17 protein-coding genes are annotated in these 16509 nt (G+C 41.4%); 5 read left to right on the forward strand and 12 right to left on the reverse strand.

The features are described 5' to 3' along the window. Positions 1-116 precede the first annotated feature (116 nt). Positions 117-992 (forward strand): LysR family transcriptional regulator, encoded by an 876-nt coding sequence (locus QT711_RS14600; protein ID WP_317945443.1) that lies wholly within the window; start codon positions 117-119, stop codon positions 990-992. 195 nt (positions 993-1187) lie between these two features. Here the strand turns inward: QT711_RS14600 and QT711_RS14605 are convergent, their stop codons facing one another. Beyond that, positions 1188-2057: an immunoglobulin-like domain-containing protein gene (locus tag QT711_RS14605; protein ID WP_317945445.1), complete on the reverse strand. Its 870-nt coding sequence runs from the start codon at positions 2055-2057 to the stop codon at positions 1188-1190. A 381-nt stretch (positions 2058-2438) separates the two neighbouring features. Here QT711_RS14605 and QT711_RS14610 point away from each other — a divergent pair, with 381 nt between their 5' ends. Further along, positions 2439-2921: a hypothetical protein gene (locus tag QT711_RS14610; protein ID WP_317945446.1), complete on the forward strand. Its 483-nt coding sequence runs from the start codon at positions 2439-2441 to the stop codon at positions 2919-2921. Positions 2922-3270: 349 nt separating this feature from the next. Here the strand turns inward: QT711_RS14610 and QT711_RS14615 are convergent, their stop codons facing one another. The 3 genes from QT711_RS14615 to QT711_RS14625 all read right to left on the reverse strand — a co-directional run bounded on the left by QT711_RS14615 (position 3271) and on the right by QT711_RS14625 (position 6809). Next, positions 3271-4257: an NAD-dependent epimerase/dehydratase family protein gene (locus QT711_RS14615; protein WP_317945447.1), complete on the reverse strand. Its 987-nt coding sequence runs from the start codon at positions 4255-4257 to the stop codon at positions 3271-3273. Positions 4258-4353: 96 nt separating this feature from the next. Further along, a complete protein-coding gene (locus QT711_RS14620; protein ID WP_317945448.1) occupies positions 4354-5565 on the reverse strand; it encodes an amidohydrolase in 1212 nt (403 codons plus the stop codon). Then, positions 5562-6809: an amidohydrolase gene (locus QT711_RS14625; RefSeq protein WP_317945450.1), complete on the reverse strand. Its 1248-nt coding sequence runs from the start codon at positions 6807-6809 to the stop codon at positions 5562-5564. Before QT711_RS14625 ends, QT711_RS14620 begins: the two co-directional genes overlap by 4 nt. Positions 6810-7367: 558 nt before the next feature. On the opposite strand from QT711_RS14625, the gene QT711_RS14630 reads away from it, so the two are divergent. The 3 genes from QT711_RS14630 (at position 7368) to QT711_RS14640 (ending at position 8618) form a co-directional block, all read left to right on the forward strand. Continuing rightward, entirely contained in the window at positions 7368-7559 is a 192-nt protein-coding gene (locus QT711_RS14630) for a hypothetical protein (protein ID WP_317945451.1), read from the forward strand. Between the two features lie 104 nt (positions 7560-7663). Continuing rightward, positions 7664-7906 (forward strand): hypothetical protein, encoded by a 243-nt coding sequence (locus QT711_RS14635; protein WP_317945453.1) that lies wholly within the window; start codon positions 7664-7666, stop codon positions 7904-7906. 88 nt (positions 7907-7994) lie between these two features. Continuing rightward, a complete protein-coding gene (locus QT711_RS14640) occupies positions 7995-8618 on the forward strand; it encodes a hypothetical protein (RefSeq protein WP_317945455.1) in 624 nt (207 codons plus the stop codon). A gap of 3 nt (positions 8619-8621) precedes the next feature. On the opposite strand, the gene QT711_RS14645 is transcribed toward QT711_RS14640, so the two are convergent. From QT711_RS14645 to QT711_RS14680, 8 genes are all read right to left on the reverse strand, one after another. Next, positions 8622-9359: a hypothetical protein gene (locus tag QT711_RS14645; RefSeq protein ID WP_317945457.1), complete on the reverse strand. Its 738-nt coding sequence runs from the start codon at positions 9357-9359 to the stop codon at positions 8622-8624. Between the two features lie 72 nt (positions 9360-9431). Next, positions 9432-13118, reverse strand: coding sequence for a multicopper oxidase domain-containing protein (locus QT711_RS14650; protein ID WP_317945459.1), 3687 nt, complete (start codon positions 13116-13118; stop codon positions 9432-9434). A gap of 18 nt (positions 13119-13136) precedes the next feature. After that, positions 13137-13424 (reverse strand): hypothetical protein, encoded by a 288-nt coding sequence (locus QT711_RS14655; protein ID WP_317945461.1) that lies wholly within the window; start codon positions 13422-13424, stop codon positions 13137-13139. A 69-nt stretch (positions 13425-13493) separates the two neighbouring features. Beyond that, positions 13494-13823, reverse strand: coding sequence for a hypothetical protein (locus tag QT711_RS14660; RefSeq protein ID WP_317945463.1), 330 nt, complete (start codon positions 13821-13823; stop codon positions 13494-13496). A 43-nt stretch (positions 13824-13866) separates the two neighbouring features. Continuing rightward, positions 13867-14547: a hypothetical protein gene (locus QT711_RS14665; protein ID WP_317945465.1), complete on the reverse strand. Its 681-nt coding sequence runs from the start codon at positions 14545-14547 to the stop codon at positions 13867-13869. Positions 14548-14658: 111 nt separating this feature from the next. Then, the gene (locus QT711_RS14670) at positions 14659-15243 is read right to left on the reverse strand and encodes an SCO family protein (RefSeq protein WP_317945467.1); all 585 of its coding nucleotides are present in this window, start codon (positions 15241-15243) and stop codon (positions 14659-14661) included. A gap of 13 nt (positions 15244-15256) precedes the next feature. Continuing rightward, positions 15257-15718, reverse strand: a complete 462-nt coding sequence (locus QT711_RS14675) for a hypothetical protein (protein ID WP_317945469.1) — start codon at positions 15716-15718, stop codon at positions 15257-15259. Between the two features lie 10 nt (positions 15719-15728). Beyond that, on the reverse strand, positions 15729-16145 hold the full coding sequence (locus QT711_RS14680) for a hypothetical protein (protein WP_317945471.1): 417 nt from the start codon (positions 16143-16145) through the stop codon (positions 15729-15731). Positions 16146-16509: the final 364 nt, after the last annotated feature.

Genomic DNA, 16509 nt, shown 5'->3' on the forward strand with positions numbered 1-16509 from the left:
ATATAATAATGGATTGCGTACTATTCATAAAACTTAGTTTACGGTATACTAATAAATATTACCAATACGATTTTTGTTAACTACTAATATGTAAAAAGAATTAATAGGAGAAAATGATGGAAATTCGACAACTAATGTATTTCATTGCAGTAGCAGAGGAGCTTCATTTTGGAAGAGCGGCTAAGAGACTAGGTATGACACAGCCACCTCTTAGTCAACAAATCTTTAAATTAGAGGAATATTTGGAAGTGAAACTGTTTCACCGTACGAAGCGGAAAGTAGTTCTGACAGAAGCGGGTCACTATTTTTACAAGGAATCCGTAAAAATCAATCGTAACTTGCATTCAATCATACAAAATACGAAACTGATAGATAATGGAATGTTAGGAACCTTAAAGATTGGATTTGGTCCTGACTATGGGACGTTGACCAAAATTCTAAAAATTTATGAACAGCACCATCCTAATGTTCAATTGCAATTGGAACAAATGCCAACAGCAGAACAATTAATGGCACTTGAGAAAAAAGAAATTCATATCGGGCTACTTCCTGGACCAATCAAAAAGAAGAACATTGAGTCGAATGTGGTAGCGGAGCATCCATACAAGGTGGCTCTCCCTATTAGCCATCCGTTAGCCAAAGAAGTCGGAGGAATCGATTTACAGCAATTGAAAGATGAAAACTTCATCATGACACCACGAGAAATCGGTCCGGCTTATTACGACACTATTATTAATATCTGCAATACTGCAGGCTTCCATCCGCACATCAGCAAAAGGACACATGAACTACAGACCATCATCCCGCTAATCGCAGCCAATATGGGCATTGCGATAGTTCCTGAGCTGGTCAACTACTTCAACCGAGAAGAAGTAGTATTCCTCCCAATAAAAAACTGTGATATTACTATGAAGAACTGCATTGCCTGGAATGTAGAAGCCCGTTCACCGATGATTGATCTGTTTATTGAACTTGTTAAAAGTATCAAGTGATTATGAGAAAGATAAGCTTTAATAGAGTGCCGCATGTAGAGGTAGTTAAAACAAGGCAGCTAATTTCCACTAGAGAAAAAGATATTGTCCAGAAGTCTGTCCTCTGTACAATATCTTTATTTATAATAACTATAAAATTATACAAAAGACTATGACCACGTTGGGAATCTGCCCATGTTCTTATGCTCTAACACCCTATCTAACCTCAAACGAATCCTCCAAATAAAAGACATGCTCAGCAGAACCCATTTTACCTTGGATCTTATATTGGCCTTTTTGCAAATGAACATGATTGAACACAAAAGTTTTATCTGTGTCTGCTACTAGCAATTCAGCATCTGGGCCAATAGCAAGATAATCCATATTCCATGCCGATGGCTCAATCGCTGGTTCTCCAACAGTATTATTTTTTATAAGAAATTCAACTTCCATCCACTCATCGCTTTCTAGTTTGAATAATTTCCAATCCTTACTAATAGAAAGATAATTGGGTCCCCAATTTTCAATGTTTAAAGTGATTTTTTCATACTGATTATAAACAGGTTTTCGGACATTCATAACAAAATTATAGTCTTCAAATGTTGTGAACAAAGGGTCATAACGGCGATCTTTAAATTCATCATTTTCATCTCGAATTGTAAGGGTATAGCGAAAAAGCTTACCTGGCTTATCCGGTATATCTACTTTCGCTTCTTCTGGATCTCTCGTCGTTATGGCGTACAGCTCTTTTGGTTTTTCTCCGTGTTTATTGACCTCTTCAAAAAGGATTTCCGCATAATAGCCTTTCTGCAGTTTCGGGAGATCTGGTACGTATGTAGATCCAGGATATACCTCAATGGCCCGGTTCATTCTTCCCTGGAGCGAGTGTCTTGTAAATACATTTCCAGTTGCATATCTTGCAGTTCCACCGTTTACTATTCCAGCAAAATTATTGATGGTAGGAGCTGTATATGCACCTTCATAATTTGGTTTAATGTCTCCGATTTCATCGACTACCTGTTGATTTTCACAAGCAGCTAAACTAAGAGCGACGAGTAAAACCATGGCGATTTTTCTTATTTTCATCGACCTTCCCTCCCTTATACCGATTAGTCGTGATAATAAACTAAAAAGTTTCATTTTTATATTAATAGAATTTTGAAGAGTATGTACTTACAAATATTATCTATTTTGAAAGTAACACTAGCATATTTTGATATTAATATCATTAATTCAATAAAAATGCTTTTGATGAATTCACAAAACCATCTATTTACTTTACTCGCTATACAAGTTAAAATTATCCTGTGTTTAAAAGTGTATACTACAAGGAATAGTTGTTTTTGGGTCGGTTTGTTGCTTGTGGTTGGAGTCTTTTCAGAAGAAACTCAAGCTATAGTTACTAAACCTGTATCTGTGGAAAGCGCGGAATAGTATCTTTAGATGTAAATGAAAGGAATGATTTAATTGAAAAAGATAGGTTTTTTAAAAATACTAGTTGCGCTCTTAGTTCTGACCAACCTAATTTCAATAATTATAATAAAAGAACAGAACCATAAATTAACTGTTTACAATGAATCCTTTTTCATGAGCGTTTATGGACTAATTGATAACTATCAAAAAATCGTAGACATTGAAAAGAAATATATAGCCGAAACGAATAGCTCGGAAAAAGAAAACATGCTAAAAACAATTACTGAACTTTATCCAGTTATCTCTAAACACTCTGGTTCGGTGCGAAGTATGTTAACCTCCCAAGTTCCACAAGATGACTTTGTAGTCCTTGAGTCTGCAACGGATAAAGAGTTTCTTTTTTTTGTTGATGCAGGAACAGACACTGAAAGACAAGAACACATGGAAAATCTAGAAGTAGCATTAAAAGAATTTAAAGATTTTATTGATGAGCAAATGAAAGAACAAGAGATTTGTATTTTCGATTCATGTGATTAATAATTATTTGTATTTACACATGAATCGAGTTTGAAGAAGGCTGGGACAAAACGTTAAAAATGCTTGAATGGCAGCTGTTTAAAAACCCTTTCGTCTGGATGACGAAAGGGTTTAAAGCAAGATGCCATTCCTGATATTCAATGGTCGTCAATACAGTCAACTGTTTAATTCCCTCAAAGCCTTGCAACAGGTACCTATACAAAACTCAATTCAGTTAATACACTACAATTACATGTGAATACAAACGCGAAGTTATAGGGATTAGGCTAATTCATTTCTTCCGAATAACCATTCATATTGGTTGAATAAACATGAATGTTTCTCACATAGGCACCGAGACAATCAGTCTTCAATTTGACATTCCTTCTCTCGCAGCAGTTTCAAGTAATAATTTCTCGATTTCGTTCGTTGGACCAACTTTGCATGTTTCGGATTCGAGATGCACTGCCCATTTCCTTGTGTCCTCCGCAGTGTAATGAAGGGGACGAATCGAAAGCCCTTCTTGCACAGCTTTAGATGCATCTACAATGAAAAAACCTTGTGGAAACTGTTCCGTAATAGGCATCCACAATGGGAAACGATGTTTTGCATCCATCTCAATCTTTGCCACAATCGTATCCGAAATGGCGATTGTCTCAATTCCTTGTTTAGCTATTAATGCATCAATGAATGATTCGAATGAAACAGGTTCGGAAGCAGCATTAAAAGTCCCTGTTTTCTTCCCCTCAATCATGGTGACAATCCATTTTGCCAAATCACGCACATCAATCCATTGTACTTTCCTGTTTCCTCCCGGTATCGCAATTGGTCCTTCCTCCACAGTTCGCAAAGCCCAATAGGTGAATCTATCTGTTGGATCATCCGGACCAACGACAATGCAAGGTCTAACAATAAGAGCTTTTTCGCCTAAACTATTCTTCACTTCATTTTCGCACATTACCTTTAGCGGACCGTACGTTACACCCGTCACTTCATCGGTCTCGACAGTATGTGTAATAATCGTGCCCTGCTCATTTACATCGCCTTTTGAAAAATCATCATAAACGGAAATCGTTGAAATAAATGTATAATGATCGCTCTTTTCTCTCAGTGCCTCAATAACAGGTTTTACATCATTCGGCGTATAACCACTTGTATCAATGACAGCATCCCAATGTTCGAGGGCAGCCTGATCCATATCCGTGCGACGATCCCCCACAATGCGACGGCACGTTGGAAATAAATCTGGATTTGTTTTTCCGCGATTGAATAGAACTACTTCATGTTCGTTGAGTAACAACTCCTCAACAATATGTCGACCGATAAATGATGTTCCACCAATGACCAATACTTTCAAGTAATAACCCCCATAGTATGTTGAAAAGTAATACCTTCTAATAAGTACTTGCAACAGACACCTGCGTGTAACTTAATTCAGTTCATACACTACAATCTATTTATACAACTTCCCTTTATGCATCAACCGCCTGTTCTTCGGTAGTCTTGCAACGGCTTCTGCGCTGCAGCTTGCATCTACAAATACAAAACTAGCCTCATCGCCAACTTTCGGCCACACTTGTTCACCTTCATGATTCAAAGGCGTTACGCCTTGTGTAATCAAACTTAAACTTTCGCGTAACGACCGTTCGCTTGATTTCCCAGTGTAGTCACAGAAATTATGAACTTTCTCCAAAACATCCCCAGGAACATAAGGGCTCCAAGAGTCAAAAAAGCCATCACAGCCTAAAGCAACTTTAACGCCTTCTGCTCGCAGAATATCGATCGGAATGAGCTGAGAGTTTATAGAAATAGGGATGGTAGACATAATCTCCACGTTATGCTCGCTTAGTTTTTTTGCAAATTGCTTTTGCATAGGAGGCGTCAATGAACTTAAACCAAATGCATGACTAAAAGCAGTGGATCCTTCATAATTTTGTTCTTGCACCATGTCCAGCCATTTATCCATCGTATAAAAACCTACTTGTCCTCTGTCATGCAGATGCATGTCGACATCGACATTGTACTCTTTCGCAATATCCATCGTAACTTGCAAGGACTTTTCAATGTCCTTATCAATGCCAGCTGGGTCAAGTGCCCCTAAGATTGTTGCACCAGATGCCAATGCTTGTCTTAATAAGTCCGGCATTTCTTCATGCGCTAGCAAGCCATGTTGAGGAAACGCGACAATTTCATAGGTTACGTATTGCTCATAAGCTTTCAGTGCTTTTTTAACGCCTTCTAAATTCTTCAATTGAATAAAAGGATCAATATTGACATGCGTGCGTATATGATTCACACCATTGCTCAAATGGAGTTCAATCATGGCAGAGGCTCTTTGTTCCGCTGTTTCAGCAAGTTCCTCTAACTCAGCCGCTTCCAAAGCCAATCGCTCAGCTAAACTCTTTACAGGGCGACAAGCTCTCCATCCGATTGAGAGATACGTTTTATCCAAATGATTATGTAGATCTTTGAATGCAGGAAGCGCCAATTTCCCTTCCATATCCACTGCATCTTCATCTGGCACATGTTCAGTTGCGGGAATAATCGTCTGAATGCTTCCCTCTACCACTTGGATATGAAACAAATCGGTGACGGTTTGAATACTGCCATCTTCGTATGTCGTCTCTCCAATTTCCAATCGAACATTTTGTAGCCATGTGCTCATCGGAATTCCCCCTTTAGCTCGATCTCTTCTTCATGAATGATGGTCCCTTTTGAAATGACTGTCGAAATAGGGCATTGTCTGGCAATCAAATGCGCAGAGCTAACGGCATCGACGAGTAGCGCATTTGCTGCATCCCCAACTTTTGGCCACTGTTGCTCGCCAGTGTCCGTTAATGGCGTTACCCCGCCTGTCGCATATTTCAACGACTGTCCGATATGCCACTCGTCAATGTACCCAAAACGTTGGACAAACTGATTTAATTTTCGAATCGTATCCCCGCTTCCAAAAGGCGACCAATGGTCAATTAAGCTATCATGTCCAAATGAAACGTTTATGCCCCGATCATACATATATTTCACAGGGATGGTAATCGGAGCTGCCCCAATTGGAACCGTTGTTGTCACGCCAACATGATTTGCCGCCACTTGCTCGATTAAATTGTCTAAAGCTTGTTGCGGTAAGTCTGCAAATGCGAACGCGTGACTGAGGGTTACTTCCTTGTTAAAAGATCTTTGTTTCATTTCTTTGAGGATTTGGTAGATCTGAAATTCCCCTAATGTATTGCGTTCATGCAAATGAATGTCGATGGCCAAGTCGTATTTTTCGGCTAAGTCAAAAGTTGTTCTCAACACTTCTCCGCTATTCCGATCGACTAAAGCGGGGTCTACCCCTCCAATATGCGTCGCTTCCATTTGCAATGCTTTCTCAAAGATTGATAAAAATGCTGGGCCATTCCGCAATACCCCATGTTGCGGGAATGCAACGATTTCATACGTAATTTGATCTTCATAACTGTCTAACACACGCTTCGTGATTTCCATATGTTTCGTCTCAATGTGCGGGTCAACATTCACATGTGTACGAATATGTGTATGTCCGTTTTTAATATAATGCTGCACCATTGCGTGAGCTCGCTCTTCCGCTACCTCCAATTGTTTCGGTAACAGTGTTGCTTCTTCTTTTAAACGCGTAAAAATGCCTTCTGTTGCGGGAGTTGGCGCTTTCCACTCCCCACCGAAGTATGTTTTGTCGATATGTATATGCATCTCTTTAAACGATGGAACGAGTAATTGATTGTTCGCATCTATCACTACTGCATCGCTTGCCTCAATCGTTGGCGCTATTTCAACAAACTTTCCATCTTCTATCAAAACATCAACGATTTTCGTTTCAGTAGCTGTAACAAACGCTTCATCATACAAATACCCTGTTTCCAAACGTACATTTTTTAATAATAAAGTCAAAACGTTTCCTCCCCTTTTATCGTTTACTTCCAAACTCAACGCAGCAAATAGCCCCTACTTCCCAAGGGAAATCAAGTCTTCAAGAAGTATACATATCCACTAATGCAATCTATCACCATTCACATTGGTTAGGTGAATAGCAATGTCTTTTGCACAGGCCTCAAGCATTGGTTTCTCCTATTCTACCACTAATGCTAGTAAGTTTTCATGCAATAAAGAAAAGAACAAATGCTCATCCGTCGCAGTAAGAAAAAATTAGCCGCCCCCAAATGAAGCGAGACACCCCCTCTCCTACAAACATTAAGAAAAAAGGGTTAATCATCTGATACTAGTCGTTTTGTCCACGGGTTTCAAACATTTATTCATATAATGTAAGGATTCAAACAAAAACTCAATTCTTGTCCAATGTTCATTTTCATAAAACTACAGAAAGGAGAGATAAAATGCACAATCGTACTTATCAAAATGGTTATGATGGCGCTTACGCATCTGACAAGAATTACGAACAGTGTCATACTTGCCACCAGCATGATTCTGGGTGCCACTGTAAAGGTCACCATGATGATTGTAGCTGCAGAGGTTGCCAAGCTACTAGCTGTCATTCTTGTAAATGTTGCCCTCAAGATCGTTGTTGTAAAGGCTGTCACGATTCGTCATGCAAGCATCATCGCCACCACTGCCGATGTGTTTGCTGTCACCGTCATTCATGTAGAAGATTTATTTGCGATGATGACTTCAGACTCCGTTTAGGCGGATTGCAAGACGGCTTGAACTTTCGCCTTCGACAACTGATTGGGTGCATAGTCGAGATTCAATTAGAGGATGATCAAGTCATTCGAGGGAAGATATGTCACGTGGGGTCAAATTTTGTTGAGTTAATCGTCGAATCTAAATCTCCACATAATGATACCAATCGAAAAAATGTTTCTAAAACCGAAGATGCTGAGGAGTTAAAGGATGTAGAAGAGACTGAAGAACAAGGGAGCATGGATCGAAGCAATATGAAAAGGAAAAGCCAAACCATCCTATTTTCATTGGATAAAATCAATCATTTGAAACACCATTGTGGATGCCCAGGCCCTTGTACTTGTAAATAAAATCCAACTGAACATTTTACGAAGTGATTTCTATTTTCTCTCGACTACGCGAATAGAGGTAGACACATTTTGGTAGGGGGGTACTTCCGTGAAGGCTATTTTTCAACAGATCCAGTCCCTTTTTAATCGTACAGGACGAAAACAGCCATTGCTTATCATTTATTTAAAAGATGGCACCTTCCTGAAAGCGATAGGCAAAGACCATTCACATGGTTTTTTCACCACTCATCTCTTTTCATGTAAAAAGTTTGTTGAACACCAGGATTTCTTGGTTTTGCACCCGGTACATCCGCATAGCACGGAGCAATCCTCTGGCTCGCCAATCACAATTGCGCTACCGATGATTTGCGGGTTTCAATGGGTGAATTCGGAGCAGATCGAGGATATTCGAGCATGTATAACAGCAAACACCCCGCTTGAGCGTGAACACAAAACGGACATCGCGAAGCCAATGAAAAGAAGAAAAGCTGCTACACAGTCGAAAAATCTGCGCGAACAACCACAGAAGAACACCAACAAAGCTTCCACCACGCCTCCCTCCTCCGTCGTCACAGATCGCGACATGCTGCAACCTGAGCCAGAACTGCTTGTAACGAAGCATCTGGAGACGGTAGTACCTTTCACCATCATTCACTTCGATCACATTAAAGCAATTACGATTAAACCGTATGAGGAAACAGACATGCAAAATTCACTTAACAACAGTGAATAACCCTCAACTCAATACTGAGTCAGGGTTACCTTCACTGTTTTTTACTTTTACCATCGTGATTTTTTCCGTGGAGATGATTTTTGTATCTTTTTCTACCTTCACAACAATTGTCTCTTTATTCACATCTGTTACGAACCCTGTTATTATTTCTTCGCCTAATGTGAGTTCAATTGTTTTTGCTTCTAAGAACAGTAGATAGATTGTAAACCGCATTTCGAAAAACAGTTGCAGTAATTCTGGCGAAGAGGCAACAGTAGCACCAAAACAAAAGGTAAGGTCACGACGAAGACAAGGGTCGATTGCTAGCAAAGCTGCTTCATGGTCAGGTTCAGCAAATTTTCCAACCGGTTTCACGTTACGGATGACATGGTACGGCACAATGATTTCCACCTTGTGATCTAAAAGGACAACAAAATCAAAGCCTGCCAAATGGACTTTTCCTCCTACAATTTGGCCTGTATCAACTTCCACTTCCACGTGCAAACTTACTAAACCTGAGAAGACTTTTAAAAACGTTTCTTCCGGAGGTCTGTCATCATCTAGCGCAAGGTCAAGGAGTAATTCATTGGCAACACGGATTTCCTTTCTTAGTTTTTTTAGTATATCGATAGGTAGACAGCTCGTCGGAGATGGGATTTCGACATGCGGGATTTTATCGGGACAACGGCTTTTACAACTACAAAAGTCTTCAACGGCATCTTGTTCAACAAGTGGGCGCTTATCCTCCGGTCTAGATTTCATCCCTATCACCTCCCTTCTTGCCCATCTACATGGAGCGTCAGTGCGGGAAAGAGTGCATCGCTTTTCAAAAATCTACATGAATCCATAGGAACTTGAATCGTCAAGATCGCTCGTATGACAACTGTTGAGTAGGGGTAAATGCTTTTGAGGATGGGAATGTACGCGCAAAATGCCCCACATGCCTGCTTCAATATCCCATCGAATATTGCCGGAGCGATACATATAGTCACCTGGAAATCCTGTCACCGAACCAGCCCCGCCTAGCAATTGCAAATTGCGTATAGCTCCAGCGACTTGTGTGCCTACGAAGGAGTCAATTCGGGAATTACTATCTTTCGAATCGAAGCGCCAACGATGACCGTGCAAGTGAAAAGTATGTGACCTGCGTCTTTCAGCAGGTGTCACTAACCGAATTGTGACCGGATCGCCTACATAGCTCTCCAACAAAGGCGTCGCCGGATCTTTAAACACCGTTGAGGAAAAAAGCTGATGGAGCACTGGATGTTCTCGATAACGATTGATAAGACGCTCAGAACGGTAATTAAATCCGCGTGATCCATTATCATACGTGTCCAGCAAATCCTCATCAATCTCTGGAGGGGCTAATAAAATACTATCAACTGGGTCCAATAGTACCTGACAGTCTTTGTCTAGTAGCCTTACCCCATCATGCATGACGAGTACAAATTCTCTCGTATCAGGAAGCAGTGGGTTTCGCAAAATTACATTCGCGCCAGTAAGAACAGGCTGAAGGGTATACGGATCGATATATTCCGTCCCTCTTGGCTCCGCAATAAAGGCACCAAAAGCACCGTGTCCTTTATGATTGCGGAAATCGGCCATATCCCATAATCCGCAAGCCCCTACTTGGCTATCTACAAACCAACGGTAATTTCGTGTTTCACCTGGTCCGACCGTTTGATCATCGTTAAATCCTACCGTTTCCCCTGAAGAGGTCTTAACGTCATAATCAATGAGCTGCGGATGGAGCGATATGCGCAAGGAAGGCGGATAAAATGCTTGTTCCTTCACCTCTGGATAAGGATAAATTCCATCTTTAAACGGAAACAAATCAAACCGCAGCATACTTGTTAAGGTAATATCGACCGTATCTCCAACATTGGCTCGAATAATAAGGGGTTCTGGTTTCTTTTTCCCTTTTCGAATTGCGTCCATATCCTCACGGAGTGCAAAGATAATTCCATTGGGATCATGATCTCCGTATCGGTTGTATACTAAAGGAATCTGGAAGGCGACAATATCGAATTTGCGGACAGGTCCTTTAACTGGCAAGAGAGTAGGATCTTTTGCTGGTGGCGGCAACTTCCCTGTACATTCCGGCAAAGGCTTGGAACGCTTTGGAGGGTCAGGCCGATCCGAAAGCGGAATGAGATTCGGAACTCGTTCAGCAAATGCCCGTATCAATCCCCAAAGACCGTTCCATAAATCCTCTTCTGTTTCAAAAGCCCATAAATAGTCCCCTGCTCTAGGAATGAACGTTTCAAACGTGAAAGACTCTGAAATTCCAATATGGTGTTGGCAATCAAGCCTCGACAGCATATCCCTTCTTTCCTTTAACCACCTCAAGCCGTGAACATTAAAACTGTGGGATTCTTCTTGCGAACCTTGTAAGAGCCTGATCTTAATCGGATCGCCCTCATAAGCTTGAAGAATTGGCGTAACCGGATCTCCGTGGACATGGGAACTAAAACTATATGCCGGGTCACATTCCGGACCTAGGCGAAATTGCAATGGCTCATTTTTATAATTCACTCCAAAGAGGCCTGGGTCATCCTGCGAACCTGGGAAAGCTGGTGGATTGAGAGGTTTGCCACCTTTATCAAAGAGCAGCGAAAAGTCTTGTACGAACAAAACGAAGTCGCGGTAATTAGGAATCAATGGATTTTCCACAGTAACTTGTGTACCATGGTCAACTTCTTCACCTGTTGCCGAGCTTAAAAATTTAGAAAATCGCGGATGAATGACACCTGTACCAAAAACGCCATGTTGTTGATGAGATAATGGAAATAGATGATCATGGAAATACCATGCTTTTAATTCTACATCTGCAAAAAACGAGTAAGTGATCGTTTCTCCTGGCAAGACTGATGAATCGTAATTCCATCCTACATTTGCTCCATCACAGACAAGGACATCAAATTTTGTAAAATGAACATGAAATCCCGTTTCATACGTTCTCGTCACCAGTTGAAAAGCATCGCCATCAAGAATATGCGGTAGACGATTCGTGAAATTTATTTGGATACATGTATTAGCAGGTGTATGGATGACAAGCGGTTCAGGCTCTATTTTACCCGAACAAACCGCTTCCAAGTCTTCATCCAGGACATACATCCGTCCTTTCGGATCATGCCAGCCTTGTTTGTTGTAAACAATGGGAAGTTCAATAACCGATACATTAAACTCTTTGACCTTGACGCCTGGGGGACAGGGGTCGGTAAATACTGCTCCTGGTCTAGGATGCGGAACAGCTGCATGACGTTCTAATTCTGTTAACCCTCTACCCCCAACGATTCCGAGAGGTGGCCGTGGAGCTTTATATCCGATTTTACCCGGGATGAAATTCGGAAAACCTGGTCTGAGTTTTGTCGGTTTTGGAGGCAACGGTCGATCTGGAAGCGGCTGAAGCGCTGCAATCGGTTCACCATTCGGATAACATTGACTACCGTCTTGGAGGGTATCAAATACGCGGTTCATCCCCCACATTCCTGCTGCAAAATGGGGGTAAAGATGGCAGTGTATAATCGCATCTCCGAAAGCCCCTTGTAAACTCCCTAACCCGTAAAGAGGCTCAATTGTATAATGTGCCTGCGGGCTAATCGCCTGCGCATCAATAATCTCAGATGATAAATCCTTCGGGTCACTAAACCATTGGTGGACATGATAGTGGAAGACATGTGTTTCCTTTAGTCCCCCATGGAATAGTCGGATTTTAGCGGGATCACCTACATATCCCCTTAAAATCGGGGCGGATGGATCGCCAAAAACCCACGAATCATGATGGACTTCCTCCCCTTCACAGTTCGGACAGACTACCCCTTCAGCAAGCAGCTGTGATCGTCTATTCTCAGGTTCATACCGATAGTTCGCTCCGTGAAATGATTCCTCTTCCTGATTGGAAATATGATTGATGGGCCGGTTTCCGGTTAGATCATTCACTTCCATTTCATCGTGGAACATCCAAACGTATTCTCTGAAGGAGGGCAGCAATGGGTGATGGATATCGGCATACACACCGCTATTGGACGGCTTCCCTGTAACTGGGTCGGTCCACCAGGAAAAACGGCACTGAACTACTAACGCTCCAAACAATCCGTTACCATTCGAACCATTCTCTGTACTCGATGGATTTCCTAAATCGGAAAAGAAATAATTGCCATCTTTTACCGCATGAATTCGATACAGAATGGATTCATTCGGTGCAACTGTCGTGTCTTTATTAAACCCCACCATCGCGCCATCAGAAGTACAGACATCATAATCGGCCTCTTGAAAATGCATGCCGGTGTTATAGGGCAGTTTGTTTTCAAAAACTATTTCAACTACATCGCCTTCATTCGCCCGAATTACAAGCGGTTGTACAATCTCGACTGGTGTAAAAGGATTCTTTCTGACTAATTCTTTTACTTTATTCTCATTTTCCTTTAATACATACATAACCCCATTCGGATTGTGGTCGCCAAAGGTATTAACAACGATTCGTATCGGGATGGCAACCACGTGGTACCTTCGTTTCATTGAACACCCTCTTCTCAATTAATCTTTTAAATCAGGAATTTTGGGACCCAATTCTGTTTCAAAATAAAAAACTTCAATCTTGTCAACATGAACGAGCCACTCTTTGCGTTCCAGTGCAGGGATGCTAGTAACTTGCACATCCAACACAGCGTAATCCTCCACCACGTCTTTGATGATGCCGATAAACATGAACGGAAATGCTTCTGTTAAGATAAAAACCTTTCTTCCTTTGTTTCTTCTAAAAATCTGTACAATTGCTTCATAACGCGTCGCGTTAACTTCACCTAATTGAACAGCTTTTTCCATCTTATAAAACCTCCCTTTACGTCCGACTTTTTGAGAATGAGCAGTTTTGTTCGCCTTAAATATAACTTCTTAAGTGAGTGGGAATACCAAATCACAAGGGACTTCTTTAGAGAATGCTGTAATTTTTTCTAGCGGAATGCTTAATGGGAACGGGAATTTATAAAAAGGGGCATTGACCATTTTTATAATGACGGGTGACAAGGTAATGTGGCCAACTTGAACATCTTCAACCGTGCCACAAAAAACCGGCCGGAAGACTTGCCCCAATAGATTTAACTGGACTGCATTGGTGACAACTAATAGTTGACTGCCCTTCATCTTTTTTAACTCATCCAGCATTCTTTCGTCGCGCTGACTAGTCAGCGGCAAATCGTTGAGCTCTTTGTCGTTCGTACTCATCTCATCAACCTTCTTTCATAAAAACTTTCTTCTGTCCATTCACTCATCTACTAAAGGATTTAAGCAGTTCTTTCCACATAGTCATGAACCTGATCGTTGAAACAGATTGAATCTCTTCAAGCAGAATGTCCACTTCAGCATTGCGTATTGTTAGGTATAATTTTGTTTGATCGGTTTTGAGGATTTTCCCGATTTTTGTTTGATTGGAAGTCCGAACGACTACCCACGTTCCTTTCCAAGCATGGAGATTCGTTCGCATGGACTCTTCAAAAAACTGTTGGACAAGGGCATCCCGCTTCGACACGGTTTCACCAAATCGAAGGACGATTTTTTTCCTTAGTTGATTGTCATAAATGTGATTTTGATGAGGATTTGTGTACGTAGGGGTACCAAAGGGGATCGTAGCTGATTCGATAGCGGTATAAGGGAGCCAAATTCGTTTCTTTAAATTGGTTAGCATGACAAAGTCTCTGCCAATGGTTGTCACTTTTCCTGTAATGACGGCTTCCTTTGCCGTACGGTTTAACAGTGTGATGACAACCTCCTGATGACGTTTCATTTTAAAGAACTTCTTCAACGTTAACGCTTTACGGTGCGGTTCATATAAATTAATCAGTTTAAACATGTTCACCTGGCTAATGTGTTCCGTTAAAATTCTCGTTTCTTCGTCTGACACTAAACTTGTCGGGGAAGAAAATGTAGGGTACGCATTTTTCCGCTCCACTTATGGCCCCCTCTCCTCTTTTTTCTAACGATGTTTAATACCACTCTCTGCTACTATATGGGGAATACTTTTTTTAGGTACAGTCGATTATGCTGAAAAACGCTTCCGTGCTTACTGTAAGAGGCTCTTCAAATTTTCAGTTAGCTGCTCTACATTCATTGATTGTGCCCCAGTACTCATAGGATGATGTGCACGAATCTGATTGTCGCGATCTACTACATACATCGTTGTGCTATGGACGATAGTGCCATCAGGGCCTTTCGTGAAATACATGTTGAACTGCTTGGCAACTTTCTCTGTCTGCTCAACCGTGCCTCTTAGGAAAAACCAATTCTCTGCAGTAATCGCAAATTGTTCTTTGTACTGCTGGATTTTCTCAACCGTATCCACCTCTGGATCGAGCGTGATGAAGACAACGTCGTATTGTTGTTCACTAATCCCCTCATCTACCAACGACTGTTGCACCTTCAATAAGTCGATGACCGTCATGGGACAAACATTCGGGCACTCGGTAAAGAAAAAGGCGACAAGCTTTGGTTTTTCGGTGGAGAATGTGAAGGTTTCACCAGTAATCGCAGGCAAATGCGGATCTTTCACGAGCGCTAGTTTCGGAAGGGCTACAGTCCTGGGCATAAACAAATATACGACTACGAACCCTATGAAAACGATCAACGCGATAAGAACGTTCTTTTTCAAAAGCATACACCTCTCATACTCGCATTGAATATAAAACGAGACCAAAGACAACAATCAGCAAAAGAGTTGCAAATCCACATAGCTGATACATATTCATGACTACTTGCTGTTGGTTCGAAATTGGGATGCTGCAAATTTGCGGATTCTTCAAGACTTCCCCAATCATCACCCCCATCGAACTGCCAATCAATCCGTTGTAAAAACCAATGAGGACTGAATGGTACTTTACGAGTGAACCAAAAAGCGAGCCAATGCTAACCCCAATGATCATGTTCAGTATGAAAATCATGGACAGTTTAACGGTTAACAGAACCGATACGTGCAAGCTCACAACAATTGTTGCGATGAACGTTGCCGTATTCGTTAGGGTTGTTGCAAATCGGTCGTCAAATAATTGCTTCCTTTTCCGCAAAATGAGGTAACAATAAATCGTTACTGCAACATTCCATATAGCTAACCCCCAAATGATAATCATCGCGCCCTCCTTATGTACTCCTGATCGCGACGATTAAAATCGTGACGACAGCAATGGTTAATCCTTCAAGGACGATCCCAAAAAAGAGTTGCTCCGTTAAAATCGCCCCTAACATAGGCGCCATAATGCCCACCATCAGTCCGTTAATGAGGCCTGTTAACATCGTTTGGTAATCAAACAACGCACCAAATAGCGCCCCTACCCCCATTCCAATAATGGTTGCAAGGATCGTTATGAGCGTAAAGTGAAACGGGTATTGAAAAATCAGCAAAATTCCTGATAAGAGGCCAGCCATCCCCCCAGCCGTCATTGCAATATTCATACCTAAATGAAAGCCAATTAGTCGTCGGTAGCGATTTATATACATATACAAAAAGAGAAACAACACAAAATTCCCATAAAGGAACAGCGCAAATAAACCTTCCATCCTGTAACCACCTCTTAACAGAATATGCGAACGATACGTACGCGTTCCCCATTCTCTCGAGGGAATGAAAAACAGGAAGCGATTATGCGCGTACCCCCTTTCACATCGGAGAATCTACGTGAGTTAGCTCGATGTTCTGATGGATGGCGTACACGATTGGTTACTTCGCACAATTCAACAGTCACGATAGTGAATCAAAGCAAAAAAAGCATGTCCCCCTTCATCCGGAGCGGACACGCTTCTTCTGCTTTATTTTTTGACGGCGCTTTGTGCCAGAAACAAGTAATTTGAATGGGTATACAAGCAAGCATAACAAACAGTATACCTACAGCATTTGGAATTTAGGTATATGCAATTGTAAGGG

The organism is Sporosarcina saromensis (genome assembly GCF_033253735.1).
GTDB classification, from domain to species: domain Bacteria; phylum Bacillota; class Bacilli; order Bacillales_A; family Planococcaceae; genus Sporosarcina; species Sporosarcina saromensis.